The following is a 24,413-nucleotide window of genomic DNA, read 5'->3' as shown; positions in this document are numbered from 1 at the left end:
GACCCGCCGCTCTACCTTCGAAAGCCGTTCCCGTGACGATGACGGTCCGCTCAGTGCTTGATGACCGAACCCGTGGACTCGGCAGAAGGTACGAAACTGAGGAAACCGGGTTAGCTACCCGTCCTCAGGAGTTTCCGGCTGCTCCTCGTCGCCATCGTCTTCACCGGAATCGTCGCCGTCGCCAGCATCGCCGTCGTCGGCACTTCCGTCTTCACCGGAATCGTCGCCGTCGTCAGCGTCGCCGTCGTCGGCACTTCCGTCTTCACCGGAATCGCCGTCGTCAGCGTCACCGTCGCTGCTCCCGCCATCATCAGCATCTTCACTGGAATCATCGCCGTCATCGATGTCGCCGTCATCGGCATCACCGTCGTCGGCACTTCCGTCTTCACCGGAATCGTCACCATCGCCAGCATCGTCGTCGCCAGCATCGTCGTCGCCAGCATCGTCGTCATCGGCGTCTCCATCGTCAGCGTTGCCGTCGTCACTCTCGCCATCGTCAGCATCGTCGTCGCCAGCATCGCCGTCATCAGCGTCGCCGTCATCAGCGTCGCCGTCATCGGCGTCGCCGTCATCGGCGTCGTCGCCAGCATCGCCGTCATCGACATCTCCATCGTCAGCGTCGCCGTCGTCAGCATCGTCGTCGTCGTCGGGGGCTTCGATCGTGATGATCGCGTCTTGCCCGAAGTCGTTCGAGAAGACGCTGTGGATGTACATGCCTGCTGGAGTCCCGTCGGTGGGTATCTCGAACTGGACGGTCGTCGAGTTCGACGCTTCGAGTTCGACGCTTCGAGTCTCCACGAGGTCGCCGTCGAACCGGAACTGGACCGGCTGTTCGTGGGCGAACTCGTTGGGGTTCGAGACCGTGGCATTCACGCTGACGGTGTCGCCCGCGGTCACGGATTCGGGCGCGGTGAGGTCCGTGACTCCGAAGGAGACGATCTCGTCGACGATCAGGACTTGGGCCGGCTGGCCGTCCTCGCGCGTGTACACGCCGTGGATGTACGCGTCGGAAGCGATCTCCGACGTGTCGACCGTGGTCGTGAAGTCAGTCGATTCGCCGGCATCGAGGCTGACCTCTTCGCGGGCCGACACGTTGCCGTCGAACCGGTACTCCACGGTCTGTGTGTCCGCTTCGTCGTTGGGGTTCTCGACGGTCGCAGTGACGTCCAGGGCGTCGCCCCGTTCGACGACCGCGGGCGCGGTCAGATTGTCGACGACGAACGATTCACCGGTGGTCTCCGAGGCCTCCACGGTGACGTTCGCCGCGTCGGTGACCGCCGACCCGTTGGCGACGTACGGACCGTCATCCGACCCGTCGGTCGCGACGAAGTCGTAGGTCTCGTTCGCGTTCGTGTCGCGATGCGGCATCGCGATCAGCGTCTCGTTCTCGGTGAGCTCCGTTCGGTCGAACGTCGCTCCCGGAACGTCATCGAACAGCGTGACGGTGACGTTCTCGTTTTCCCCGGGCTCGAGGTACTCCGAGACGCCGATCACGCTCCCGGTGACCTCCCCGTCAAGCAGGCTGTCGTCGTGGATCACCACGAACCCGCCGTCGGGCGTGTTCACCGAATCGACTGTCACCGACGTGCCGTCCGTCGTCTGGTCGGAGAACGCCACCGTGGCGTCGTTGCCTGCCGGAGCCTCGACCTGTGGCCGTAGTTCTTGTGCTCCGACCATCCCCGCGACGGAGCTCATCATCACCGTCGCCAGTACGATCGCCATAAGTTTCTTCGTTGAATCTTCCATGTGCGTTGTAACTCAGCTCAACCGTCGCGTTTCGTTCGTCGAACTGTCCTCCGCTCGCTCGTCTACAACCCTCGTGTGAACCACAGCGCACATCACGACCCGGCCTAGCTTTGTTATGCGTCGCCGTGGTTCGATTTCGCTCGACTTACTCTCGACCGGTGTTCTCCGATAATCGACGGGCCTCTGTCGTGACCGATAAGGGCGGCTTAGTAGCGAATCCCGACAGCATCGCCCGAATCGTCCCGGAGGATCACCGGGATTCCGGAACGCTGACACGGAGAGTAATCCCGACCAACCGACGCGGGACCCCTGTCACGCGTCGGCGACACCGATGTCGCGGGTGAATTCCAGAGGGGAATTCCGTCGGGAAGTGGTCCGATCCCGACCGACTCACGGCGGCTACCCGGCACGTCAGGCGGGATCTGCGGTCCGCGGGTGAGGGATCCAACCCGTGCGTTCATTACCCCTGGGCGGTGACGGGCGGCCATGTTCGCGGACCGTTCCGATCTGCTCGCCGACGCCGACCCGGTCCGCGGGTACGGCGTCGCCGTGACGCCCGGACGGGACGGTCCGCTGGTCTTCGTCGCCGGGTACGGCGAACCGAACCGGTTGTACGCCCGAGAGAAGGGCGACTCCGGGACGTTCGTCGACACCGCCTGTGGGATCGTCGCCGATGGCGACAGACACGCGATGGGAGTCTGTGCGGCCGACGTCGACGCGGACGGCTGTGAGGAGATCTACGTCCACAACTGCGCCAACAGCGTCGGGGTCGCCGGCGACTCAGATCTCCTCTTGGACCGACTGGAGGCGGACACGTACCGATGGACGGACACCTTCGCCCTGCGCGTCAACGCCGACCGGCTCAACTTCAGGGCCGGCCGCTCGGTCGCCGCGCTTGACCGCCTCGGTACCGGGCGGTACGGGGTCGCCGTCGCGAGCTACGGCGCGCCGTTGGCGTTCTACGAACTCGGCGACGACGGCGAGGCTTCGGACATGGCCGGCGCGGTCGGGCTGGCGGTCGAGGATGGCTGCCGGTCGCTGCTCCCCGGTCCTCTGTGTTCGGAGGGGACCGACCTGTTCGTCGGCGTCGAGACCGGGGCGAACCGGCTGTTTCGCAACGACGGCGGTCACTACGAGGAGGTCGACGGCGGGCCCGACCTCGCCGACCCCGCGGGCGACGCCCGGGGGGTCGCGCTGGTCGACGAGAACGGGTCGTTCGCCCTCGCGGTCGGCAACTGGGAGGGACGCAGCCGGCTCCTCAGGCCGGACTCCTCGGGCCGGTACCGCGACGTCGCCCCGTCGGCGCTTCGCGCGGCCGAGGGCGTTCGCTCCGTGGTCGCCGCCGACTTCGACAACGACGGGCGACAGGAGCTGTTCTGTAACGGGTTCGGCGAGGCGAACCGTCTGTTCGAACGGACCGATCCCGCGGGGGACGAGGACGACGACTCCGCCGAACTGCGGTGGGCCTCCACGGCGATCGGAGCGGCGGCCGAGTCGAGGGGGTTCGGAACGGGCGCGGTCGCCGCGGACGTCGACGGCGACGGAACCCTGGAACTCGTCGTGGTTCACGGCGAAGTGGCCGCCCAGCCGATCTCGGTGTACGCCGCGCCCGAGGCGGCCGAGAACGACTGGCTTCGGATCCGCCCGACGACGCCCCAGGGGGCGCCTGCTCGGGGGGCGACCGTGAAACTCCGCGACGCGGGCGGTGGGATCCAACGTCGGGTGATCGACGCCGGCGGCGGGTACCTCTGTCAGACCGAGCCGGTCGCCCACTTCGGGCTGGGGGACGGGGAGCCGGAACGGGTCGTCGTGCGCTGGCCGGACGGCCGCGAGTGGGCGATCACTGATCCTGACGCGAACGTCGAGCTCGACGTCGCTCACCCGACCGCGCGCGTCGAGTGACCGGGCGAGGAGTTCGGGCGATGAACCAGCAGATCGGCGGACTGGAGGACGGACGTCGCCCGGCCAGAACTGCCGCGCTTCGCGGGTTCAAGTGGCCGCGAGTCCACGGGCGGGTATGGTGGATCCGACATCCGACCTCGGCGAGGAGGGCGAGGCGTCCGCGCCGCGATGTGCGTCCTGTGAGGAGCCGGCCCTCGGCGTCGAGAGACGGACGGTGACGTGGGTGGCGGACGGATCGGTCGAACGACGGCACTTCTGCGGGGAGGCGTGCCGCGAGGAGTGGGGTCGGTAGCGCGGGAGGCTTTTTACCGCGGGGCGAGAAGTCTCACACATGATCTCACTCGACGAGGCGGTGACCGCCAGACTGGAGTCACACGGGGAGCGATTCGAGGTCCTCATCGACCCGGACGCCGCGCTGGCGATGAAACGCGGAGAGTTCGAGGGCGAACTGGAGGAGGTGATCGCCGCGGAGGACGTCTTCGAGAACGCCTCACGTGGCGATAGACCTGCCGAGGAGGACTTAGAGACGGTCTTCGGAACGACCGACCCGCTGGAGATCATCCCGCAGGTGGTCGAGCGCGGCGAGATCCAGATCACCGCCGAGCAGCGCGAGGAGATGCAAGCTCGGAAACACAAACAGCTCGTGAACACGATCACGCGCAACGCCGTGAACCCGCAGATGGACGACTCGCCGCACCCGCCCGAGCGGATCGAGCGCGCGCTCGAGGAGGCGGGCTTCCAGATCGACCCGATGGAGCCGGTCGAAAACCAGGTCGACGACGCGCTCGAGGCGCTCCGTCCGGTCATCCCGATCCGCTTCGAGGAGGTGACGATGGCGGTCCAACTGCCCGCGGACTACGCCGGGTCCGGACAGGCGAAGGTCCGAGAGTTCGGCGATCTCGAGCGCGAGGAGTGGCAGAACGACGGCTCGTGGGTCGGCGTGCTCACCTTCCCCGCCGGGCTACAGAACGACCTCTATGACCTCGTCAACGAGGTCACTTCCGGGGAGGGCGACGCCCGCGTCATCAAGGACAAGGACGAGTTGCGGACGCGGTGAGCACCCGGCGACGCGGGCGCAGTGAACCCTTCGGGATCCACCGACCTTCGGGATCGTCCGACGTTCACCGCATCCCGAGGGTTGATACCGCGCGACCGCGCGGGATCCGGCATGCATCAGCGAGCCTCGGAGTTCGCGGAGCGGGCGCGCGATCGGTACGGCGTCGATCTCGAGGTCCTAGAGTTCGACGCCGGCACGAAGACGGCGGCGGCCGCGGCGGACGCGGTCGGCTGTGAGACCGCGGCCATCGCCTCCACCATCGTCGTCTCGCTGTCGGGCGGGGACGACCTCGTCGCCGCGATCACGAGCGGGGCGAACCGCCTCGACCTGGACGCCGTCGCCGAGCACTTCGGCGCGTCGTCCGCCTCGATGGGCGACCCCGAACGGATCCGCGAGGTCGTCGGCTGGAGCATCGGCGGCGTCCCGCCGATCTGCCACGACGAGGCGGTCCCGACGGTGATGGACCCGACGCTCGAGGCGTTCGAGACGGTGTACGGGGCCGCAGGGACCCCGAGCGCGGTGTTCGCGATCGAACCCGGTCGGCTCGCCGACCTGGCGGACGCGACGGCCGTCGACCTGACGGAGTCGTAGACCGCGGAGTCGTTCCCGCCCGAATCGTGACGCGACCGAGCCGTAGCGGTGACGCGACCGAGCCGTAGCGGTGACGTACCCGATCGATCCTGACGTTTATCGCATCAGCGAGCCAATCGGTACCATGGCACGAGACCTACCACCGATGGACCCGGAGCTGTCGGCCGCCCTCGAGGAAATTCCGGACGAGTTCCTGCTCGCGAACGTCGTGGACTTCGACGACCTGCCCGGCACGCGCGATCGGATGACGCAGCTGATGGAGACGATGCTGGCGGAGGCACCGGAGCGCCCCGGAGTCGAGTCCGAGGACGTCGTGGTTCCCGGACCGACGGGCGACGAGGACCTCCCGCTCCGCGTCTATCGCCCCGTCGACGCGGAGGGGCTCCTACCGTGTCTCTACTGGATCCACGGCGGCGGCATGGTGTTGGGCGATCTCGACCAGGACGATCCCACCTGCGAGCGGCTCGTCGACGAGGTCGGCTGCGTCGTGGTCTCGGTCGACTACCGGCTCGCGCCCGAACACCCCTACCCCGCCCCCGTCGACGACTGCTACGCGGGACTGGAGTGGGTCGCCGGAAACGCCGTGGACTTCGACGTGGACCCCTCCCGGATCGCGATCGGCGGCCAGAGCGCCGGCGGCGGTCTCTCGGCCGCGGTAGCGCTCCGCGCGCGCGACGAGGACGACGGCCCCGAGTTGTGTCACCAGCACCTGATCTACCCGATGCTCGACGACCGGAACGCCACCGAGTCGAGCCGGCAGGTGACCGACGTCGGCATCTGGGACCGCGAGATGAACGTCCGGGCCTGGGAGGCGTACCTCGGAGACCTGAGCGGGGCGGACGACCTTCCGCCCTACGCCGCGCCCGGACGGCTCGAGGACCTCTCGGGGCTGCCGCCGACGTACCTCGACATCGGGACCCACGACGTCTTCCGCGACGAGACGCGAGCATATGCCGAACGACTGCTCGGCGGCGGAGTGGAGACCGAGTTCCACCTCTGGCCCGGCGCGTACCACGCCTACGAGACGTTTGCCCCCGAGGCACGGATCTCACGGGAGACGTGGGACGCCCGCGTTAACGCCCTGGAACGGGCCTTCGACGAGTAGTCATGGGAGATCCGGCGGGCGTTGTTGATCCGAGTGACCATATCCGATCCAGATTATTAAGATCGACTTATGAAATAACAACACTTTTGTATTAATCTGGCATAGCGATCGGTATGGGTGACACACGCAGATCGGTGCTGCGGCGGAGCGCGGGACTTATCGGCGTCGGTGCTGCCGGATCCCTCGCAGGGTGTGCCGGCGCTGGCGGCGGATCGGGTGCCGGCGGTGAGTCGGGTGGGAGCGGAAGCGCCGCCGGGATCGACTCCGGGTACGCGATGTTCTTTCCCCTCCACGACTGGACGAATCGGATCGTCGGCGACCGCGCGACGTTCACGAACCCGGTCGACGTGGGGCAGCTCGGCCACGGCTGGGAGCCGAGCGGAACGCTCGCGACCGACGTAGCCGCGAGCGACGCGTTCGTCTACTTCGATACGCCCGAGTTCACCTGGGCACAGGACGTCGCGTCGACGCTCGAGTCGGATTACGAGGGGGTGGCGGTTATCGACGGCCTGGACGGCCTCGACGATCGGCTGCTCGCGTGGGATCACGGCCGGGAGTCACACGACGAGGAGGGAAGCCACGACGAGGAGGGAAGCCACGACGAGGAGGAAGACGACCATGGCCACGAGGAGGAAGACGACCACGGCCACGAAGGCGAGATCGATCCGCACGTCTGGGTCGACCCGGTCCTCGCGAAGGACGTCGTCGACACGATCGCGGCCGGACTGGGCGAGGCGGACCCCGATAACGCCGACCACTACGCCGAAAACGCCGAGGCGTACAACGCGGAACTCGACGAGATCGACGAGGCGTTCGCCTCCACCGTCGACGCCGCCGAGCGCGACGTCGCCGTCCTCGCCGGACACGACTCGTTTCAGTACCTCTCCGAACGGTACGGCTTCGAGATCCACTCGCCGGTCGGCGTGTCACCGCAGAACGAGCCGAGCGGGAGCGACATCGCCGACACGATCGCGGTCGTCGACGAGAACGACATCGACGTGGTGTTGTACGACCGCTTCGAGTCGCCGAACCTCGCGGAGACGGTCGTCGAGAACAGTAACGCGACGGAGACGGTGGCGGTGACGCCCGCGGGCGGGTCGACCCGGGAGTGGAACGAGGCGGGGTACGGCTACCGCGAGCAGATGCTCGAGGTCAACGTCCCCGCATTCGGGCGTGCGCTCGGCGCGGAGTGATGGGCGCGATCGACGCCCATGCCGACCGCGTCGTCGAAGCGAATGGAAGAGCTAAACCTTCGGAGGACGCAACGTCGAGACACACAGTGGATCCGGTCATCGAACTCGAGGACGTGACGTTCGCGTACGGCGACACCGTCGCCGTGAGAGACGTCTCGCTCACGGTCGAGGCCGGCGACTTCCTGGGGCTCGTCGGCCCGAACGGCTCCGGGAAGACCACCCTCCTCCACCTCATGTTGGGGCTTCACACCCCCGACGAGGGGACGGTCAGGCTGTTCGACCGACCGATCGGCGCGGTCGACGACGGGAGCCGGATCGGCTACGTCTCACAGCAGGCGACGAACCGGGGCGGAGCGATGCCGGTCACCGTCCGCGAGTGCGTCACGATGGGACGGTTCGCCCACGTCGGCCACGGTCGACTCGGTCGGGAGGACCGGGAGGCGGTCACGACCGCGATGGAGACGGTCGACATCGCCGACCTCGCGGACCGGCTGATGAACGAGCTCTCCGGCGGACAGCGACAGCGCGCGTACATCGCCCGCGCGCTGGCGAGCGAGGCGGACCTGCTCGCGCTCGACGAGCCGACCGTCGGCGTCGATGCCGAGTCGCGTGACGCCTTCTACGCGCTCCTCGACCGGCTCAACGACGACGGCATCACGATCGTGTTGATCGAACACGACATCGGCGTCGTCACCGACCGCGCCGACCACGTGGCGTGTATCAACACCGAACTGTACCACCACGGCGACACCGAGTCGTTCGTCGAGAGCGACGCGCTCGAGGACGCCTACGGCGCGACCGGACAGGTCGTCCACCACCACCATCCATGAGCGGCGAGGGATCGAGCCCGGAGACCCCGACCAACCCGACGACCGCCCCGACGCGTGGTCGACGCCGGATCGTCGAACTCGCGGGGGTAGCCGTCACCGCCGTCCTCGCCGTCGCCATGATCGGGTTCGTGCTGCTGTACTGGGCGCAGGAACTTCCGGTCGCGAGCGACCTGTACGCCGGCTTCCGCTCGGTCGGTCGCGCGATGGACGCCGCGTTCGGGACCAACGTGTTCAGGCACCCCTTCATGTGGCAGTCGATGGCGACCGGCGTGCTCGTCGGCGTCGTTGCCCCGCTCGTCGGGACGTTCTTAGTCCACCGCGAGATGGCGCTCATCGGCGAGACGCTCGCACACACCGCCTTCGCCGGCGTCGCGCTCGGCTTCCTCCTGAACGCCGTCACCGGGTGGGACGGCCCGATGCTCCTCGTCGCGCTCGTCGTCGGCATCCTCGGCGCGCTCGGCGTCCAGTGGCTCACGGAGCGCACGGACGCCTACGGCGACGTGCCCATCGCGATCATGCTCTCCGGGAGCTTCGCGGTCGGGACGCTGATCGTCAGCTACGGCCGCGGGCTCACCGGGATCGCCATCGAGGGGTACCTCTTCGGCAACCTCGGGGTGGTGACCGTCGAGGGCGCGCGCCTGATGGCCGCCCTCTCCGTCGTCGTCGTCGCCGCGGTCGCGGCCACGTACAAGCAGCTGCTCTTCATCACCTTCGACGAGCAGGCGGCCCGCGTCGCCCGATTGAACGTGACGGGCTACAACACGCTCCTCGTGGTGTTGACCGCCGTGGTCGTCGTGGGCGCGATGCAGGTGCTCGGCGTAATCTTAGTCGCCGCGATGCTCGTCGTCCCCGTCGCCGCGGCCTCCCAGGTCGCCCGGAGCTTCCGGGAGACGACGTACCTCTCCGTGATCTTCGGTCAGCTGTCGGTGATCGGCGGGTTCGCGGTCGCGATCGGCGGGGAGCTCCCTTCCGGGGGGTCGATCGTGGTCGTCGCGATCGGTATCTACCTCCTCGCGGTCGCCGCCTCCGGCTTCTCCGTCCGGGCGATCTCCGCACACGGCTGATCGCCGGGTCATCGCTGTCACGGGTCGACGGCCCGCGTGTCGTCCGGTCGGCCGTGCGCGCACCGAGCACTGTTTCCACAGACCCTTATGTCCCGACCGCGACTCGGAGGTATGGGAGAGACAGAGACCTACACCGTCACCGGACCCGACGGCGAGGAGGAGTCGTTCGAGCTACCAGCCGGCCTCGTCGACGTGCTCAGCGAGCAGGGCGAGCCATCGACGCGCGTCGTCACCGACGTCATCGTCCAGGCGATGGCCCAGCAGGCGCACGTCATCGCCCACCACAGCGAGGGCGGCGTCCCCGACGACATCGCCGAGATGAACGAGACCGCGGAGGAGCTCTTCGAGGAGCGGTTCGGCCAGTCGCTCGAGGACGCGCTCGGTCATTCGCACTGATCGGAACCGGGATCTGCGCGATCCCTCCCGTCGACGACACGCTTTTCTCGACCGCCTGCCGTGAAGAGTCGATCCGTTCCCCGTGAGCGACGCCAACGCGCCGCTCCACGATCACTGCGGAGCCTGTGGTTCGGCGGTCGTTTCGTCCCGTCTGGGAGACGAAAATCGGGATTTCGGCCGTATAACGGCGTTTGAGTGCCGAACTCGCGTCCGACGGACACGGATATACTCGTTTACATCACCCGTTGTAAATACCCACACTTATATTAATGATCGTTCCTTACTGTGGACGTATGTCAGACGACAGCACTGGAAGTGGTGTCTCGAGACGACGCTATCTCACGACCGCCGGCGCGGTGGGGGCCGCCGGCCTGGCGGGCTGTGCCGGGGGTGGCGGTGGCGGCGGATCGGACGGGTCGACTACCGGATCGTCGGGCGACGAGATCGGGGGGACGGTCACGGTCTTCTCCGGATCGGCGTTCGTCGACTCCGGCATCGTGGATGCGCTCCACGAGGCGGGCGTTCCCGACTCGGTCACGATCGAGATGACCGTGCCGCCACAGGACACCGGCAGCAAGCAACAACAGCTCCGGACCGCGATCAACGCCGAGGAGTCCGACCCTGACCTGGTGTTGACGGACAACGGGTGGACGATCCCGTTCATCGTCCGCGACGACCTGGTCAACCTCGAGGAGGAGATGGACGAGGAGTTCATCTCCCGCGTCAGAGAGGAGGGCGTCCAGTCGATGATCGACACGGGGACGCACCCCGAGACGGGCGACCTGTACTCGATCCCGGTGTTCCCGGACTACCCGGTCATCACCTACCGGAAGGACCTGCTACGGAACGCGGGCTACGGCGACTCGGACTTCGAGACGTGGCGGAGCGACCCGCCGACGTGGGCGGAGTTCTCGACGATCGTCTCCGAGGCGATGGGAGGATCGGACGTTCAGTACGGCCATCTCTGGCAGGGGAACAACTACGCCGGACTGGCGTGTTGTACGTTCAACGAGTTCCTCACGAGCATGGGCGGCGCGTTCTTCGGCGGCCAGGACAACCTCTTCGGGCCGGTCGGTGACCGCCCCGTCACCCTCGACTCGGAGGAGTCGATCGACGGGATCGAAGCCGCGGTGGACATCATCCACGGCACGGGCAGCGCTCCGATGGACATCTCGGGCGTCTCGCCGCAGGAGGTCGCCGGCTGGATCGAACCCGACACGAAGTCCACCTTCGAGAACGGAAGCGCGGTCACGCAGCGCAACTGGACCTACTCCATCGGGGGTGCGGTGAGCGCCTTCGAGGGGACGGACATGGAGCTCGGCGTGATGCCGCTGCCCGCGGGTCCGAACGGATCCTGGCACGCGCAGGGGGGATGGATCATGTCGATGAACCCCTACACCGACAACATGGCCTCCGCGAAGGAAGTGATCAAGGCGTGGTGGGAGGACTCCGTCCTCCAGCACCAGTTCGACGCGGCGAACTACATGCCGCCGAAGCCGGAACTGTTCGGCTACGTCGAAGAGAGCGACACGTACGGCCCGTACTTCGAGGCGCTCCAGTATTCGGCGGAGAACCTGATCCCGCGGCCGACGACGTCGGTGTGGCCGAATCAGCGGACCATCATTGCCAGCGAAGTCAACTCGGCGCTCCGCCAGGAACAGTCGCCCCAGGAGGCGGCGACGGCGATGCAAGAGCAGATCTCCGCGATCGAAGAACAGTCGTGACGGAGACGGCCGGCTGACCGGCTCTCCGCCGTTCGGTTCCGGGGTCGCGAACGTCGAATCACATGTTAAACAGACAATAATGATAAATATTCGCACGAAAAACAGGTGGGCGATGCTCGTACGACAACGGCGGGCAGTAACCGGAGGTGTCGAACGGCGTGGCAGTTGAACAGGGCAGGTCGGAGATGTCGAGCGGAGGGGACGGGATCCTGTCGAGACTCGCGACGTGGACGGAGAACCTGAGCGAACAGGCGTACGCGTACCTGTTGTTGGTTCCGGGGTTCCTCGTGCTGCTGCTGTTCGCGTTCTGGCCGCTGGCCTCGGCGATCAGGATGTCGTTTTTCGCCGACGTGATCACCAGCGCTAGCCTCGGGGAGTTCGTCGGATTCCAGAACTACGTCCGGCTGCTCACGAACACCAACGCGCTGGCTCCGGCGGCGTTCGTCGATCCCTCCTTCGAGACGCCGATCTTGGAACAGGCGCTGTTCATGACGGTCCTGTTCGCCGTCTTGAGCGTCACCGGCGAGACGCTTCTCGGGTTCCTCTACGCCATGCTGATGAAAGCCGAGTACAAGGGACGGCGGCTCGTCCGGCTTCTCATCATCCTGCCGTGGGCGATCCCCATCGTCATCCAGGGGATGATCTTCTTCCTGCTGTTCCGGCCCGGTTACGGCCTGTTGACCGAGCCGCTCCAGCAGCTCGGGATATTCTCGAGTCTTCCCCTCAACACGACCTTCGACGGCTTCGTCATCGTGACCGTGGCGGACATCTGGAAGACCTCGGCGTTCATGGCGCTCCTGATCCTGGCCGGGTTGGAGAGCGTCAATCAGGACCTGTACGAGGTGGCCGACGTGATGGGTGCCTCGCGGTGGCAGCGGTTCCGTTACATCACGTTCCCGCTCGTGTTCCCGGTGTTGATGGTCGCGATGCTGTTCCGGACGATGGGCGCACTCCGTGTGTACGGCATCATCGAGTCGACCACCGTCGGCTGTTCGACCGTCCCGTCGATGACGTGTCTCGTCACCCAGATGATGTTCGGCTCCGCGACGCAGTACGGCTCCGCGGCCGCCGTGAGCGTACTGATAGCCATCGTCGTGGGGCTGTTCATCATGGTGTACCTCGGATTCATCCGGCGGAGCAACCAGAGCCTGGGGTTGGCATAACATGAGCATCGACGCACGCAACCACGAGGACGCGGAAACGTTCGACGGCACGGGAGACGAATCGGGCGGCGAGCCGGGCGACGACGAGAACAGATCGCCCATCCAGCGATGGGCCGACGACTGGATCCGGAACCCGGAGAAGGCGTACGCCGTCATGTTGGTGTTCCTCGGCGGCGTCCTGTTGACGACCTCGCTGTTCCCGCTGTACTGGCTGTTCAACGTCGCGATGGCCCCGCCGGGTCAGACCGACATCCCGCTGATTCCGGCGACGATCGACCTGTCGGCGTTCGTTCAGGTCTTCCAACAGGTCCCGTTCGCGCGGTTCATGTTCAACAGCCTCTTTTACGCGTTCACGGTGACGGTGTTCGTGCTCCTCGTCGCGAGCCTCGCCGGGTACGCGTTCGGTCGCCTGGAGTTCCGCGGGAAGACGCCGCTGCTTTTCGCCCTGTTGGTGCTCAGCTTCTTCCCGCCGGCGACGCTCTTCATCCCGCTGTTCCGGGCGTTCAACCAGCAAGTGCCGATGCTCGGACTCTTCACCCTCCCGGTGGAGATATACGGGACGCCCGGTGCGGTCGTCGCACCGCTCAGCGCGTTCACGATGCCGCTCGCGATCTTCATCTTGACGACCTTCTACGGCCAGATCCCGGACGGGCTCGAGGAGGCCGCCAGGGTCGAGGGCACGACACGGCTCGGCGCGCTGTTCCGCGTGATCATGCCGCTTTCGGCGCCCGGCGTCGCGACCGCCGGCATCCTCACCTTCATCACGGTGTACACCGAGTTCTTCTTCTCGTTTTTGATGACCGGCAACAGCGCCGCGGAGTGGGCGCCGGTGGTCGACGGCGTCATCGCGTTTCAGACGCAGTACACCGTTCGCTACGACCTCCAGGCGGCGGCGAGCCTGATCGCGATCATCCCGGTGGCGATCCTCGTCGTCGTCGCACAGGACAAGATCATAAGCGGCCTCACGCAGGGGGCACTCAAGGAGTAACCCACCATGGCACGAGTCAAACTCACGGACGTCACGAAACAGTACGACGACGTAACGGCGGTCGACGAAATGAATCTCGACCTGAAAGACGGCGAGTTCATCTGTCTCGTCGGGCCGTCGGGCTGCGGGAAGTCCACGACCCTCGAGACGGTCGCCGGGCTCACGAAGCCCACGTCGGGAACCATCACGATCGGCGACCGCGAGGTGACGAACCTCCCGCCGAAGGACCGCGGCATCGCGATGGTGTTCCAGAACATCGCGCTGTTCCCGCACATGGACGTGTACGACAACATCTCCTTCGGGCTTCGGCTGCGGAACTTCCCGCAGGACGAGATGGACGAGCGCGTCGATGAGGCGGCACGCGTCGTCCGGCTTCAAGGAATGTTGGACCGGATGCCGAGCGAGATGTCCGGCGGACAGCGACAGCGCGTCGCGATCGCACGCGCCATCGTCCGTGACCCGGACGTGTTCCTGATGGACGAGCCGCTGGCGAACCTGGACGCCAAGCTCCGCGTCAACATGCGAACCGAACTCCAGCGGCTCCACAAGCAGCTGGACACGACGATCATCTACGTCACGCACAACCAGGCGGAGGCGATGACGATGTCCGACCGGATCGCCGTCCTCAACAAGGGCGAACTCCAGCAGATCGCCCCGCCGTTGACCTGTTACAACCAGCCGGCAAACCGGTTCGTCGCCGGCTTCATCGGGTCGCCGTCGATGAACTTCGTCGACGCGACCGTCGGCGACGGCACTCTCGACGCCGACGGCTACTCCGTCTCCTTCGACACGACGGCGATCGACGGCGTGGCAGAAGGCGACGCGGTGGAGTTCGGCATCCGCCCGGAGGACCTCTACCTCGCCGACAACAGCGGCGAGGCCGAGGATCCGAGCAGGACGTTCTCCGTCACGACCGACGTGCTCGAACCGATGGGCGACGAGATCTTCGTCTATCTCAAACCGATCCTCGACACGACTGACGACGGCGGCATGACCGACTTCGAGGAGCGGCAGGGGCTGTTGATGAGCGTCGATCCCGCGACCGACATCAGAGAGGAGGAGGACGTCGAGGTCGCCCTCGACCGCGCGCGGATCCACCTGTTCGACTCGGACACGGGCGATGCGATCTCCCACGGCGTCGTGGCGGACGCCGACATCGAGGCCGAGGCGGAACGGGACGGCGCACAGGCCGACTGAGCGACTCGCGGGGAGGTCCTCCGAGCCGATCCGCCGTCGACGCGGCTCGGAAGGCTGGCCGCTTAAGTTCGCCCCGACCGTACGATAGGACATGACCGACGTGGCCGGCTCGCCGGTGTTGATCTTCGACGGCGACTGTCCGTACTGTTCGATCGCGGCGGTCGCGCTCCGCCGGCTCGACGACGTGGAGGCGGTGCCGTGGGAGGCCGATCCCGTCGGGCTGTTCCTCGACGCGCAGTTCGGCGCTCGACCGTTCGCGATGGTGCTCGTCGACCCCGACGAGAAACGAGTGTACGCGGGCCGTTCGGCCGCCGAGGAGCTCGCCGAACGAGCGGGGACGCCGGGGATCGTCGGCGGGCTCGTTCGCGACAACTACGACCGGATCGCCGGCGTCGTCGGCGCGCTGTCGGGCCGCGACCGCGACCCCGACGACTTCCACGACGCGTACGACTTGACCGACGAGGCCGCCGAATTGGTCGAGACGCTCCGACCGGCCGCGAGCGAGCCGCCAGAACCGACCGCCTGAGACGATGTCCGAACCGAGTGCGGCCGCGTCACCGCGGGCGAAGCCGAACAGGACGGAATCCGATCGCGACCTTCCGCCCGGAGCGGCGGGCGGAACATACACGCTCCTCGTCGACCTCCCGGCCTCCGCGACCGTCTCCGTCGGCGCGCTCGGCGATCAGCGGTTTCCCGCCGGTGCGTACGCGTACACCGGCAGCGCGCTCGGATCCGGCGGATTCTCGCGCGTTCGCCGGCACCGACGCACCGCTCGCGGCGACCACGACGTTCGTCACTGGCACGTCGACTACCTGCTCGGCGAGACGAACGCCCGGATCGACCGCGTCGTCCACGCGCCCGGCGTCGACGCCGAGTGCGCGGTGGCCGACCGGCTCCCGGCCGGTCCGATCGACGGCTTCGGCGCGTCCGACTGCGGGTGTTCGAGCCACCTCTCGGCGGCGGTGAGCCTCGAGGACCTGATCGACCGCGTGGCTCGCGCGTACGACGCGGAGGGGGCGACGGCCCGGACCGGTGACCCCGGTCCCACCGGTTAGAGGTCGTATCGCTCGACGACCTCGCGGAGCTGTTCGCGGCGTCCCTCGACGGCCCGCGTCCGGAGGGCCTCCTCCGCGTCCGTCGGGCACGCGAGGTCGGGCACCTCGGTCGGACGTCCCTCCTCGTCGAGCGCGACGAACGTGAAGTACGACGCCGTCGTGCGGCGCTCCTCGCCGGTCCGCGGGTTCTCCGCGTGGACCTCGACTTTCACGTCGAGACTCGTCCGCCCGGTGTTGAACACGTACCCTTCGATCACAACGACCTCGCCCATCTCGATCGGTGCGATGAAGTCGACGTGGTCCATCGACGCGGTGACCACCTGCCGGCTCGAGAAGCGCATGCCCGCTATCGCGCCGCAGACGTCCATCCAGTGTAACACCGCCCCGCCGAGCGCCCGCCCGAGGTTGTTGGTGTCGTTCGGCAGGAGCATCTCGGTCATCTCGGTGTGGGAGTCGGCCAGCGTCGCGTCGCTCGCGCCGACCGCCGGCTCCGTTCCGTCCTCCGCTGATTCGCCGTCCGGGTCGCTCATACCCTCGCTCGGTCGGGCGGTCACTTGAACCCGCGGCTACGAGTCCTCGCGGCGACCGTCGCCGAAGCGGATCGAGTCGGGCGGGCGACCCGCCTCGTCTATCACCTCCTCGGAGACGACGATCGGGCACTCGACGCGGACGGCGAGCGCCAGCGCGTCGGAGGGTCGCGCGTCGAAGACGAACCGCTCGGGTTCGCCCGACTCGTAGCGCTCGGCGTCGACCTTCGCGTAGAAGGTTCCGTCCGCGAGGTCGTCGATCCGAACCCGGTCTATCGCCCCGCCGAACTCGGTGAGGATCTCCACGAGCAGGTCGTGCGTGAGCGGCCGGTCGAACGGTTCGCCCTCCAAGACGGTCCCGATCGATCGGGCTTGGTCGCCGCTGACGAAGATGGGGACGTACTCGCCGCGGACGCTGAGGACCACCGCCGGGACGTCGCCGCCGGGTGCCGAGCCGGCTCCGACCCCGACGACCTCGGCTTCGTGTTCCATACCGATGGATGGTGACAGCGACATGAATAGCTGTCCCCGGACGTTCCGAGCGCTCGCCGCCCCGCTGCTCGCCGCCCGAGCGCTCGCCGCCCCGCTGCTCGCCGCCCGAGCGCTCGCTGCCCCGCTGCTCGCCGCCCAACCGTTCGTGGTTACGGAGCGATCCGGGTTCGGCGGTACCAGTACAGCACCCCGATCGAGAGCACGAGCGCGGCGCCGAGGAAGAAGACGACGCCGGGCTCCGCGAGCGCCGCGGCGGGATCGACGAGGACATCTGTCGCCGCGTCGACGGCGACGTCGACGACCCCGTCGCTCCCCTCCGAATCCACGGTCGACTCCGTCGAGGGGGCGTCCGGTTCGGTGGTCGCGATCCCCACGTCACCGCCGTTTCCGCCGCCGTCGGTCCCGGCGTCTCCCGCGGCGTCACCGGAAGCGGTGTATCGCTCGGCCGCGTCCGGAGTCGCCGTCGCCGCGAGCCGCTGGACGGCGAATGCCGCGATCCCGAGGAGCGCGTAGCCGCCGAGCAGCCGCTTCAGCGCCGTCTTGATCCCGGAGGACTGCTCCTGGCTTCCCGCGAACAACACCAAGGGTTCGTCCGCCGGGGCGTACACGTTCATCTCGCGCCCCTTCTCCGAGTAGGTCGTGTCGATGACGTCGACGACCTCCGCGTCGGTCAGCTTCGAGAGGTGGTACTGGACGTTCTGGAGCGACGTGTCGAGCTCGTCGGCGAGCTCGGAGGTCGTCGCCGGTTCCTCGTGAAGGGTCGAGAGGACGTTCCGGGCGGTCTGGGAGCCGAGCGCCGCGAGCAGATCTTCGGCTTCGTCGTCGTCGACGCCGACGACGCGGGGGTCTCGGTCGGCGGGTTCGGCGTCCGGCAGGGAGGGCAACAGCCGCGACATACGGGGACATGCGCGGGGTGTGGATACAAATCTGTTGGGAGCGACGCGTCGACGTCGCGTCGACCTCGAGGCGGTCCCGCCGCGGCTCGGTACATCGATCCAACGGGTCCGACCGGTCGCGGACGCTCGAGATCGACTCACAAACCCTAAACGACGTGACGCAGTACGTCGGGGTGATGACAGAGACGCCCGAGGGGCCCGCCGACGTCGCGTCGGCCCCCTCCGAGAGCACCCCCGTTACCGAGGGCCGCGAGTCCGGGTCGGTGACGGTCGTCGGCACCGCCCACGTCTCGGAGCGTTCCGTCGAGGAGGTCGAGGAGGCGATCGAACGCGAGCGCCCCGACGTCGTCGCCGTCGAACTGGACGAGGGTCGCTACCGACAGATGCAGGGGGAGACTCCGGACGACCTCGACGCGAGCGACCTGCTTCAGGGGAACACGGTCTTTCAGTTCCTCGCCTACTGGATGCTCTCGTACGTCCAGACCCAACTGGGCGAGCGGTTCGACATCGAGCCCGGCGCGGACATGAAGGCCGCCGTCGACGTCGCAGAGCGCACGGGGATCGACGTCGCCCTCGTCGATCGCGACATCCAGACCACGATCCAGCGGTTCTGGGCGCGCATGACCCTTATCGAGAAGCTCCGGATGGTCGGCGGGCTCGCGTTCGGGGTCACCGACTCCCGCGTCGTCGGCGTGGTCGCCGGGATCCTGATCGGCGTGATCGCCGGTCCCGCGATCGGTCTCTTCGGCGGTTCCTTCGGCGTCACCGAACCGCTCCTGACGAGCGTGACCGCGGGGATGCTGGCGGCGGTGGCCGCCGCGATCGTCGTCGACCAAGTCGGGAAGGCCGGGCTCTCGCCCGACGCCCGGCTGTACGCCGCGGCCGCGATCGGGCCGCTCGCGGGGATCGGGGTGGCGGCCTCCGGCGTCGCCGACGGGCTCGTCGGGGCGTACCTCGGCGGGCTCACGGTCCGGGCGATCGGCAGTCTCGGGCTGGGGCTCGCGCTCGGGCTGTCCGTCGGCGTCGTCGGCGCAACGCTGCTCGGGCTGTTCGGACTCGCGAGATCCGGCGACGACGCGGAGTACGGCGGGATCGAGGATATCGACATCGAGGAGCTCACCGACACCGACGTGGTGACGATGATGATGGAGGAGTTCAGACAGTTCTCCCCGGGCGGCGCGGAGGCGCTCATCGACGAGCGCGACGCGTTCATCGCCCACCGGCTCGTCGCCTTACGGGAGGCCGGCCGCGACGTGGTCGCCGTCGTCGGCGCGGGCCACCGCGCGGGGATCGAGGGGTATCTCGCGAACCCCGACACCCTCCCGCCGATGGCGGACCTGGTCGGCGAGGAGTCCGGGCGCGGGTTCCCCTGGAAGAAGCTGGTCGGCTACGGGATCACGGTCGGGTTCGTCGCCTTCTTCGTCCTGCTCGCGATGGCGGGCGTCCGGAACGGGTTCCTGCTCCGGCTGTTCGGCGCGTGGTTCCTCATCAACGCCGCCTTCGCGTTCGGGTTCGCGAAGCTCGCCGGCGCGCGGTGGTCCTCCGCCGGCGTCGGCGGCGCGGTCGCGTGGATGACCTCGATCAACCCGCTTCTCGCACCCGGCTGGTTCACGGGCTACGTGGAGTTGCGTCACTTGACGGTGAACGTCGGCGACATCGGCACACTCAACGAGCTGTTGGCCGACGAGACGCGCCCGCCCGGCGAGCTCGTCTCCGAGATGCTCGACGTGCCGCTTTTCAAGCTCATCGTGGTCGTCGCGATGACGAACGTCGGCAGCATCGTCGCGAGCTTCCTCTTCGCCGTCTACGTCCTGCCCGCGATGTTCGGCGACATCGGCGGCGTCGAGGAGGTCTCCCGACTGATGATCCAGGGCGCGCGTAACAGCGCCGAACTGCTCCGCGGACTGCTGGCTCCCTGACACACACCATGGCAACGAACATCGCCGGCCGCCGGATCGGCGGCCTCTACTTCAGCGGTACCGAGCTCAAGGACCTCCTCGTCGCGTGGCTCGCGCTGGGCGTGGCGTTCACGCTCTTCTTCGTCGGCGGGAGCGCCGGCGTCTCGCGGATCGTCGCCGCCGGCGTGGTTCTTCCGCTCGTCGTCGGTCTCCTGACCGCGGGCGTCGGCTTCCTCCTCCACGAGATCGCCCACAAGGTCGTCGCCGTCCGCTACGACCAGGTGGCGGAGTTCCGCGCGGACAACGGCATGCTGTTCCTCGCGGTGGCGAGCGCCCTGCTCGGGTTCATCTTCGCCGCGCCCGGCGCGGTCCACCACCGCGGGCGGCTGACCGCGGGCGAACACGGGCGGATCGCGCTCGCCGGCCCCGTCGTCAACCTGCTTCTCATGGTCGTCTTCCTCCCGGTGTTGTACGCGGGAACCCTGCTTGGCGGCGAGGTCCTGACACTGATCGGCGAGCGCGGGATCGCGATCAACGTCTTCCTCGCCGCGTTCAACCTGGTGCCGTACGGGCCGCTCGACGGGAAGACGGTGATGGACTGGAGCCGCGTCGTCTGGGCGGTCGCGTTCGTTCCCTCGGTCCTGCTCACGGTGCTTCTCGTGTTCGTGCTCGGCCTCGGGTTCGGCGGGCCGTTCTGAGAGGGCACCGCGTCCGTCGTTCGCGTCGGCCCCCGCCGTTCGCGGACAAGCGGTGTCCTTTTGCTCCGGCGCGCTACGAAACGCGTATGACCGAGAACGGCGGCGACGGCCACGGTGGCGGTGACGGCGGCGACGACGAGGAACTCACGTACGCCGACGCGGGCGTCGACATCGACGCGAGCGAGGCCGCGACCGCCGCGCTGGTCGGGATGGTGGGCGAGGGCGAGGGCGACTACGCCGGGCTGCTCGACATCGGCGACCGCTACCTCGCGCTGGCGACCGACGGCGTCGGGACGAAGCTGCTCGTCGCCGAGGCGCTGGCCGACTACTCGACGGTCGGCATAGACTGTATCGCGATGAACGTCAACGACCTCGTCGCCGCCGGCGTCCGCCCGGTGGCGTTCGTCGACTACCTCGCGGTCGACGAGCCGAACGAGGCGTTCGCGGAGCAGGTCGGCGAGGGGCTCGCCCGCGGTGCGGAGCGGTCCGGGATCGAGCTCGTCGGCGGCGAGACGGCGGTGATGCCGGAGGTCGTCCGCGGGCTCGATCTGGCGGGAACCTGCGCCGGCCTCGCCGCGAAGGACGGCGTGTTCGACGGCGAGGCGCAGGCGAGAGACGCGCTCGTCGGCTGGGAGTCGTCGGGGATCCACTCGAACGGGCTGACGCTCGCGCGCGAGGCGGTCACGCGCGCACACGAGTACACGGATCCGGCGCCCTTCGAGGGGTACGACACCCTCGGCGAGGCGCTGTTGGAGCCCACCCGGATCTACACCGACCTGCTCGACCCGATGCGCGAGCACGGAGTGCGGGCTGCGGCCCACGTCACCGGCGGCGGCTGGACGAACCTGACGCGGCTGGGAGCGTACCGCTACGTCGTCGACGAGCCCTACGACGCCCAACCCGTCTTCGGGTTCGTCCAGTCGGAGGGGAACGTCTCCGACGAGGAGATGCACCGTACGTTCAACATGGGAACCGGCTTCGTCGCCGCAGTCGACCCCGACGCCGCCGAATCGCTTGCGGCGGCGACGGGCGGTCGCGTGATCGGACGGGTGGAGGAAGGTGACGGCGAGGAGGAAGATGGAGACGAGGGGGGCGTCGCGATCCGCGGACTGGAGCTATAAGCAGCGGTCGTCGTTCGGTAGTACGTCATCGACGCAGTGAACACGACCGCAGCGAACACCGCCAAAGCCCCACCCCGCACAGCCCCGCACCTCACACCTCCCCAGCCTCGTTGCTCGCGCGTTCGCGCTCGCAACTCCCTCGCGGGCTCCTCGCGGCCGACGGCCGCTCGGAGGCGCGCCGCCGAGTCCGTGAATAAGTGATGCCGCCGCCGCGACTCACTCGCCGTCGGCGTCGCCCTGCGCGGCCTCGACGCGGTCCGCGGCCGACTCCAGCGCCTCGGCGAGGGTCCGCGCCTGCGCCGCCGAGAGAGTGACCTCGTCGGCGTGGGCGGGGAGGTCGTCGATCGCCGTGTCGTCGAGTTCGACCTGGAGGCCGACGCGGTCGGGATCCTCCCGCGGCGCGGTGACGTTCACGACACCGGGCGCGTCCGCCTCGAAGTCGTGGCCTCGTACTTTCGCCTCGACGAAATCGAGCGTCGTGTAGGCGTTCACGCGGAGCAGGCGATCGCTCATCTCTCTGTACCCTTCATCTCAGTCGTCCGCCGGAACCGGCGGGGCGTCCTCAAGCCCGTCGTTCTCGGCGTACGGGTACCAGGTGCGCTTCGTGTTGTGCATCATCGGGTCCTCGTAGTCGGTCTCCTCCGGATCGACGAGCGCGTCGAGTTCCTCGTCGTCGTGGCGGGCGACGAACGCGCGGAACGACTCGTCCTCCTCGCGCCGGTCCGCGAAGCTCTCGAGCAGGTTGGCGATCGCGCCCGGCACCTCGTCGGCGGGCACGCGCTGGGTCACCCAGCGGGCGAATCCCGGCTCCTCTCCGAGCCCGCCGCCGAGCCCCACGTCGAGCGCCTCCACCGGCTCGCCGTCCTTTCGGGTCTTCATTCCTCGGAGGCTCACGTCGGCGATCTGCGGCTGCGCGCAGGAGGCGGTACAGCCCGAGAGGTGGACGTGGAACTCCTCGACGCCGTCGGGGAGCTCCGCGTTCTCCTTGAGCCACCGGGCGAACCGCACCTGCCGGTTCTTCGTCTCGACGATGGAGAGCGAGCAGAACTCGGTGCCCGTACACGCGACGGAGCCGCGCATGAACGGCGACGGCTCCGGCGAGTAGTGTTCGAGCAGGTCCTCGGCGAGGAAGTCGTCCAACTCCCCGTCGGGCACGTCGGTCACGATCACGTTCTGTCGCTGCGAGAGCCGAACCTCGCCGGAGCCGTACTCCTCGGCGAAGTCGGCGAGGTCGAGCACGTCGGCCGCGCCCATCCGCCCGACCAGGACGTTGAGGCCGACGAAGTTCCTCCCGTCCTTCTGGTCGTGAATGCCGATCAGGTCGTTTCGCTCGCCCTCGCCCGCGTTGTAGGTGTACTCCTCGCGGACGTCCCGGCCGGCGGTCTCGAGGTCGAAGTCGACGTACTCCGTCTGGAGCGTCTCGCGGACCTCCTCGGGCCCCCACTCGTCGACGAGGAACTTGATACGGGCGTTGTAGCGGTCCTCGCGGTCGCCGTGGTCGCGGAACAGCGCGGAGAGTCCGCCGGCCACGTCGGACACCCGCTCGGGAGGCACCCAGACGTCGATGTCGCGGGCGAACCGCGGCTCGTTGCGCGCGAGCCCGCCGCCGACGCGGACGTTGAATCCGACGATCCTCTCGCCCCCTTCGGCGCCGTCTCCGCCTCCCTCGCCGTCGTCTCCGCCCACGTCCTTGTACGCCGGCTCGAACGCGAGGTCGTTGATGTCGCCCTGCCCGGAGCCGTCCGCGGAGCCGGTCACGGACACCTTCCACTTCCGCGGGAGGTTCGCGTGGTCGTCGTCGCCTTTGAACGTCTCGTTGAGGTCGCGGATGACCGGCCACGCGTCGATCACCTCCTGGCCGTCCTTGCCCGCGACGGGGTTGCCGACGATGTTCCGCCAGGAGTCCCCGCAGGCCTGTTGGGTGGAGAGTCCGTTCTCCTCCAGTTTCTCGAATATCGCGGGCACGTCCGACAGCTCGATCCAGTGGAGCTGGATCGACTGGCGGGTCGTGAAGTCGGCGTAGGCGTCGCCGAAGATCGGGTTCGTCCCCGGCCCGCGGGCGTACTCGTCGGCGATCTCGCCGACGACGCGGAGCTGTCCGGGTTTCAACACGCCGTTCGGCGTCCCGATGCGCATCATGAAGTACCCCTCCTGGCCGTTCCGCTGGTGGTACAACCCCCACCACTTGAACCGCTCGAACCACGCGTCCCGCTCGTCGTCGGGGATCGAGTCGAACCCCCGCTCGGCGAACTCGAACAGGTGCTCGCGGATCTCGTTCCCGTACACCTCCGACTTCCAGTTCTCTACGTCCGTGGGCATCGTGTTCCGAGACATGCCCCCCGGCCACATAGGGCGACCCGTGGAGTCAACGTTGCCCGGTGCCCCCTCGAAGGGGCAACACCTGCCGGATAGGTCGCCACGCTCGTCTCCGCTCTCTCCGGACGCCCCACTTACTCCCGTCGCGTCCGGCGGACGCATGAACGGTCGAGTTCGACGAACTCGCCGCCGCGAACCCGACCGACCGGGAGCCAGTCCGTGATTCCGGCCCCGCCGCACGCGATACACTGTCCGTAGACGCGGGCCTCCACACGCGACCCGTCGACGCCGACCTCCTGGAAGTTCTCGACGACGAGGTCGGCCAGATCGCAGCTACAGAAACCGGGCGCGTCGAGCCGCCAGAGTTCGCTCACGCGTATCTCCCGGTGGTCGTCGACCGAAATCCATGCGCCGTCATCGAGCACGCGAAGGCGGGTCGTCACACCCCTTCTTT

General features: G+C 68.0%; 25 protein-coding genes. 18 read left to right on the top strand and 7 right to left on the bottom strand.

Annotated elements, in window-relative coordinates; translation table 11 throughout:
• Nucleotides 1-114: 114 nt before the first annotated feature.
• Complete coding sequence (locus tag FN829_RS05235; protein WP_185955687.1) at nucleotides 115-1,695, bottom strand: DUF7282 domain-containing protein; 1,581 nt, start codon at nucleotides 1,693-1,695, stop codon at nucleotides 115-117.
• 537 nt (nucleotides 1,696-2,232) lie between these two features.
• Here FN829_RS05235 and FN829_RS05230 point away from each other — a divergent pair.
• The 15 genes from FN829_RS05230 to FN829_RS05165 all read left to right on the top strand — a co-directional run bounded on the left by FN829_RS05230 (nucleotide 2,233) and on the right by FN829_RS05165 (nucleotide 16,011).
• Nucleotides 2,233-3,648: a CRTAC1 family protein gene (locus FN829_RS05230; RefSeq protein ID WP_142985944.1), complete on the top strand. Its 1,416-nt coding sequence runs from the start codon at nucleotides 2,233-2,235 to the stop codon at nucleotides 3,646-3,648.
• 115 nt (nucleotides 3,649-3,763) lie between these two features.
• The gene (locus FN829_RS15835) at nucleotides 3,764-3,940 is read left to right on the top strand and encodes a DUF7576 family protein (RefSeq protein WP_185955686.1); all 177 of its coding nucleotides are present in this window, start codon (nucleotides 3,764-3,766) and stop codon (nucleotides 3,938-3,940) included.
• A gap of 39 nt (nucleotides 3,941-3,979) precedes the next feature.
• Entirely contained in the window at nucleotides 3,980-4,705 is a 726-nt protein-coding gene (locus tag FN829_RS05225; protein WP_142985943.1) for a ribosome assembly factor SBDS, read from the top strand.
• A gap of 111 nt (nucleotides 4,706-4,816) precedes the next feature.
• Nucleotides 4,817-5,296, top strand: coding sequence for a YbaK/EbsC family protein (locus FN829_RS05220; protein ID WP_142985942.1), 480 nt, complete (start codon nucleotides 4,817-4,819; stop codon nucleotides 5,294-5,296).
• 124 nt (nucleotides 5,297-5,420) lie between these two features.
• On the top strand, nucleotides 5,421-6,401 hold the full coding sequence (locus tag FN829_RS05215; RefSeq protein ID WP_142985941.1) for an alpha/beta hydrolase: 981 nt from the start codon (nucleotides 5,421-5,423) through the stop codon (nucleotides 6,399-6,401).
• A gap of 113 nt (nucleotides 6,402-6,514) precedes the next feature.
• The gene (locus FN829_RS05210) at nucleotides 6,515-7,594 is read left to right on the top strand and encodes a metal ABC transporter substrate-binding protein (protein WP_142985940.1); all 1,080 of its coding nucleotides are present in this window, start codon (nucleotides 6,515-6,517) and stop codon (nucleotides 7,592-7,594) included.
• A gap of 86 nt (nucleotides 7,595-7,680) precedes the next feature.
• Nucleotides 7,681-8,424 carry a metal ABC transporter ATP-binding protein gene (locus FN829_RS05205; protein WP_142985939.1) on the top strand — a complete coding sequence of 248 codons (744 nt, stop codon included), beginning with the start codon at nucleotides 7,681-7,683 and terminating at the stop codon, nucleotides 8,422-8,424.
• The gene (locus FN829_RS05200; protein ID WP_142985938.1) at nucleotides 8,421-9,488 is read left to right on the top strand and encodes a metal ABC transporter permease; all 1,068 of its coding nucleotides are present in this window, start codon (nucleotides 8,421-8,423) and stop codon (nucleotides 9,486-9,488) included. The genes FN829_RS05205 and FN829_RS05200 overlap by 4 nt, the downstream gene beginning before the upstream one ends.
• A gap of 111 nt (nucleotides 9,489-9,599) precedes the next feature.
• The gene (locus FN829_RS05195; protein WP_142985937.1) at nucleotides 9,600-9,884 is read left to right on the top strand and encodes a DUF7545 family protein; all 285 of its coding nucleotides are present in this window, start codon (nucleotides 9,600-9,602) and stop codon (nucleotides 9,882-9,884) included.
• Nucleotides 9,885-10,177: 293 nt separating this feature from the next.
• Nucleotides 10,178-11,608 (top strand): extracellular solute-binding protein, encoded by a 1,431-nt coding sequence (locus FN829_RS05190; protein WP_142985936.1) that lies wholly within the window; start codon nucleotides 10,178-10,180, stop codon nucleotides 11,606-11,608.
• Nucleotides 11,609-11,793: 185 nt separating this feature from the next.
• Nucleotides 11,794-12,771 (top strand): carbohydrate ABC transporter permease, encoded by a 978-nt coding sequence (locus FN829_RS05185; protein ID WP_142986077.1) that lies wholly within the window; start codon nucleotides 11,794-11,796, stop codon nucleotides 12,769-12,771.
• A gap of 1 nt (nucleotide 12,772) precedes the next feature.
• Nucleotides 12,773-13,759 carry a carbohydrate ABC transporter permease gene (locus FN829_RS05180; RefSeq protein ID WP_142985935.1) on the top strand — a complete coding sequence of 329 codons (987 nt, stop codon included), beginning with the start codon at nucleotides 12,773-12,775 and terminating at the stop codon, nucleotides 13,757-13,759.
• Nucleotides 13,760-13,765: 6 nt separating this feature from the next.
• A complete protein-coding gene (locus FN829_RS05175; protein WP_142985934.1) occupies nucleotides 13,766-14,956 on the top strand; it encodes an ABC transporter ATP-binding protein in 1,191 nt (396 codons plus the stop codon).
• 91 nt (nucleotides 14,957-15,047) lie between these two features.
• Entirely contained in the window at nucleotides 15,048-15,482 is a 435-nt protein-coding gene (locus FN829_RS05170; protein ID WP_142985933.1) for a conjugal transfer protein TraF, read from the top strand.
• A gap of 4 nt (nucleotides 15,483-15,486) precedes the next feature.
• Nucleotides 15,487-16,011 (top strand): GIY-YIG nuclease family protein, encoded by a 525-nt coding sequence (locus tag FN829_RS05165; protein WP_142985932.1) that lies wholly within the window; start codon nucleotides 15,487-15,489, stop codon nucleotides 16,009-16,011.
• On the opposite strand, the gene FN829_RS05160 is transcribed toward FN829_RS05165, so the two are convergent.
• The 3 genes from FN829_RS05160 to FN829_RS05150 form a co-directional block, all read right to left on the bottom strand.
• Nucleotides 16,008-16,451 carry an acyl-CoA thioesterase gene (locus FN829_RS05160; RefSeq protein WP_066418542.1) on the bottom strand — a complete coding sequence of 148 codons (444 nt, stop codon included), beginning with the start codon at nucleotides 16,449-16,451 and terminating at the stop codon, nucleotides 16,008-16,010. The genes FN829_RS05165 and FN829_RS05160 overlap by 4 nt on opposite strands.
• A gap of 126 nt (nucleotides 16,452-16,577) precedes the next feature.
• Nucleotides 16,578-17,030 carry a bifunctional nuclease family protein gene (locus FN829_RS05155; RefSeq protein WP_142985930.1) on the bottom strand — a complete coding sequence of 151 codons (453 nt, stop codon included), beginning with the start codon at nucleotides 17,028-17,030 and terminating at the stop codon, nucleotides 16,578-16,580.
• 149 nt (nucleotides 17,031-17,179) lie between these two features.
• Nucleotides 17,180-17,926, bottom strand: coding sequence for an ArsR/SmtB family transcription factor (locus FN829_RS05150; RefSeq protein ID WP_142985929.1), 747 nt, complete (start codon nucleotides 17,924-17,926; stop codon nucleotides 17,180-17,182).
• A gap of 176 nt (nucleotides 17,927-18,102) precedes the next feature.
• Here FN829_RS05150 and FN829_RS05145 point away from each other — a divergent pair, with 176 nt between their 5' ends.
• From FN829_RS05145 to purM, 3 genes are all read left to right on the top strand, one after another.
• The gene (locus tag FN829_RS05145; protein ID WP_142985928.1) at nucleotides 18,103-19,845 is read left to right on the top strand and encodes a TraB/GumN family protein; all 1,743 of its coding nucleotides are present in this window, start codon (nucleotides 18,103-18,105) and stop codon (nucleotides 19,843-19,845) included.
• Between the two features lie 8 nt (nucleotides 19,846-19,853).
• Nucleotides 19,854-20,522 carry a metalloprotease gene (locus FN829_RS05140; protein ID WP_142985927.1) on the top strand — a complete coding sequence of 223 codons (669 nt, stop codon included), beginning with the start codon at nucleotides 19,854-19,856 and terminating at the stop codon, nucleotides 20,520-20,522.
• Nucleotides 20,523-20,608: 86 nt separating this feature from the next.
• Nucleotides 20,609-21,643 (top strand): phosphoribosylformylglycinamidine cyclo-ligase, encoded by a 1,035-nt coding sequence (gene purM, locus FN829_RS05135; protein ID WP_142985926.1) that lies wholly within the window; start codon nucleotides 20,609-20,611, stop codon nucleotides 21,641-21,643.
• Between the two features lie 216 nt (nucleotides 21,644-21,859).
• Here the strand turns inward: purM and FN829_RS05130 are convergent, their stop codons facing one another.
• The 3 genes from FN829_RS05130 to FN829_RS05120 all read right to left on the bottom strand — a co-directional run bounded on the left by FN829_RS05130 (nucleotide 21,860) and on the right by FN829_RS05120 (nucleotide 24,402).
• Nucleotides 21,860-22,156, bottom strand: coding sequence for a DUF6360 family protein (locus FN829_RS05130; RefSeq protein WP_142985925.1), 297 nt, complete (start codon nucleotides 22,154-22,156; stop codon nucleotides 21,860-21,862).
• A gap of 18 nt (nucleotides 22,157-22,174) precedes the next feature.
• Complete coding sequence (locus FN829_RS05125; RefSeq protein WP_142985924.1) at nucleotides 22,175-23,962, bottom strand: nitrite/sulfite reductase; 1,788 nt, start codon at nucleotides 23,960-23,962, stop codon at nucleotides 22,175-22,177.
• A gap of 131 nt (nucleotides 23,963-24,093) precedes the next feature.
• Complete coding sequence (locus FN829_RS05120; protein WP_142985923.1) at nucleotides 24,094-24,402, bottom strand: hypothetical protein; 309 nt, start codon at nucleotides 24,400-24,402, stop codon at nucleotides 24,094-24,096.
• Nucleotides 24,403-24,413: the final 11 nt, after the last annotated feature.

The sequence above is a fragment of the Halorubrum cibi genome (genome assembly GCF_900182635.1).
In the GTDB taxonomy this organism is placed as follows: Archaea; Halobacteriota; Halobacteria; order Halobacteriales; family Haloferacaceae; genus Halorubrum; species Halorubrum cibi.
Note: the sequence above shows the minus strand (reverse complement) of the source record. Positions and strands in the feature narration are given on the sequence as shown.

Bases quoted from the DNA above. Each gene is read 5' to 3' on its own strand.
- FN829_RS05235 (WP_185955687.1), bottom strand. From the start codon at position 1,695: ATGAGCTCCGTCGCGGGGATGGTCGGAGCACAAGAACTACGGCCACAG.
- FN829_RS05230 (WP_142985944.1), top strand. From the start codon at position 2,233: ATGTTCGCGGACCGTTCCGATCTGCTCGCCGACGCCGACCCGGTCCGC.
- FN829_RS15835 (WP_185955686.1), top strand. From the start codon at position 3,764: ATGGTGGATCCGACATCCGACCTCGGCGAGGAGGGCGAGGCGTCCGCG.
- FN829_RS05225 (WP_142985943.1), top strand. From the start codon at position 3,980: ATGATCTCACTCGACGAGGCGGTGACCGCCAGACTGGAGTCACACGGG.
- FN829_RS05220 (WP_142985942.1), top strand. From the start codon at position 4,817: ATGCATCAGCGAGCCTCGGAGTTCGCGGAGCGGGCGCGCGATCGGTAC.
- FN829_RS05215 (WP_142985941.1), top strand. From the start codon at position 5,421: ATGGCACGAGACCTACCACCGATGGACCCGGAGCTGTCGGCCGCCCTC.
- FN829_RS05210 (WP_142985940.1), top strand. From the start codon at position 6,515: ATGGGTGACACACGCAGATCGGTGCTGCGGCGGAGCGCGGGACTTATC.
- FN829_RS05200 (WP_142985938.1), top strand. From the start codon at position 8,421: ATGAGCGGCGAGGGATCGAGCCCGGAGACCCCGACCAACCCGACGACC.
- FN829_RS05195 (WP_142985937.1), top strand. From the start codon at position 9,600: ATGGGAGAGACAGAGACCTACACCGTCACCGGACCCGACGGCGAGGAG.
- FN829_RS05190 (WP_142985936.1), top strand. From the start codon at position 10,178: ATGTCAGACGACAGCACTGGAAGTGGTGTCTCGAGACGACGCTATCTC.
- FN829_RS05185 (WP_142986077.1), top strand. From the start codon at position 11,794: ATGTCGAGCGGAGGGGACGGGATCCTGTCGAGACTCGCGACGTGGACG.
- FN829_RS05180 (WP_142985935.1), top strand. From the start codon at position 12,773: ATGAGCATCGACGCACGCAACCACGAGGACGCGGAAACGTTCGACGGC.
- FN829_RS05175 (WP_142985934.1), top strand. From the start codon at position 13,766: ATGGCACGAGTCAAACTCACGGACGTCACGAAACAGTACGACGACGTA.
- FN829_RS05170 (WP_142985933.1), top strand. From the start codon at position 15,048: ATGACCGACGTGGCCGGCTCGCCGGTGTTGATCTTCGACGGCGACTGT.
- FN829_RS05165 (WP_142985932.1), top strand. From the start codon at position 15,487: ATGTCCGAACCGAGTGCGGCCGCGTCACCGCGGGCGAAGCCGAACAGG.
- FN829_RS05160 (WP_066418542.1), bottom strand. From the start codon at position 16,451: ATGACCGAGATGCTCCTGCCGAACGACACCAACAACCTCGGGCGGGCG.
- FN829_RS05155 (WP_142985930.1), bottom strand. From the start codon at position 17,030: ATGGAACACGAAGCCGAGGTCGTCGGGGTCGGAGCCGGCTCGGCACCC.
- FN829_RS05150 (WP_142985929.1), bottom strand. From the start codon at position 17,926: ATGTCGCGGCTGTTGCCCTCCCTGCCGGACGCCGAACCCGCCGACCGA.
- FN829_RS05145 (WP_142985928.1), top strand. From the start codon at position 18,103: ATGACAGAGACGCCCGAGGGGCCCGCCGACGTCGCGTCGGCCCCCTCC.
- FN829_RS05140 (WP_142985927.1), top strand. From the start codon at position 19,854: ATGGCAACGAACATCGCCGGCCGCCGGATCGGCGGCCTCTACTTCAGC.
- purM (WP_142985926.1), top strand. From the start codon at position 20,609: ATGACCGAGAACGGCGGCGACGGCCACGGTGGCGGTGACGGCGGCGAC.
- FN829_RS05130 (WP_142985925.1), bottom strand. From the start codon at position 22,156: ATGAGCGATCGCCTGCTCCGCGTGAACGCCTACACGACGCTCGATTTC.
- FN829_RS05125 (WP_142985924.1), bottom strand. From the start codon at position 23,962: ATGCCCACGGACGTAGAGAACTGGAAGTCGGAGGTGTACGGGAACGAG.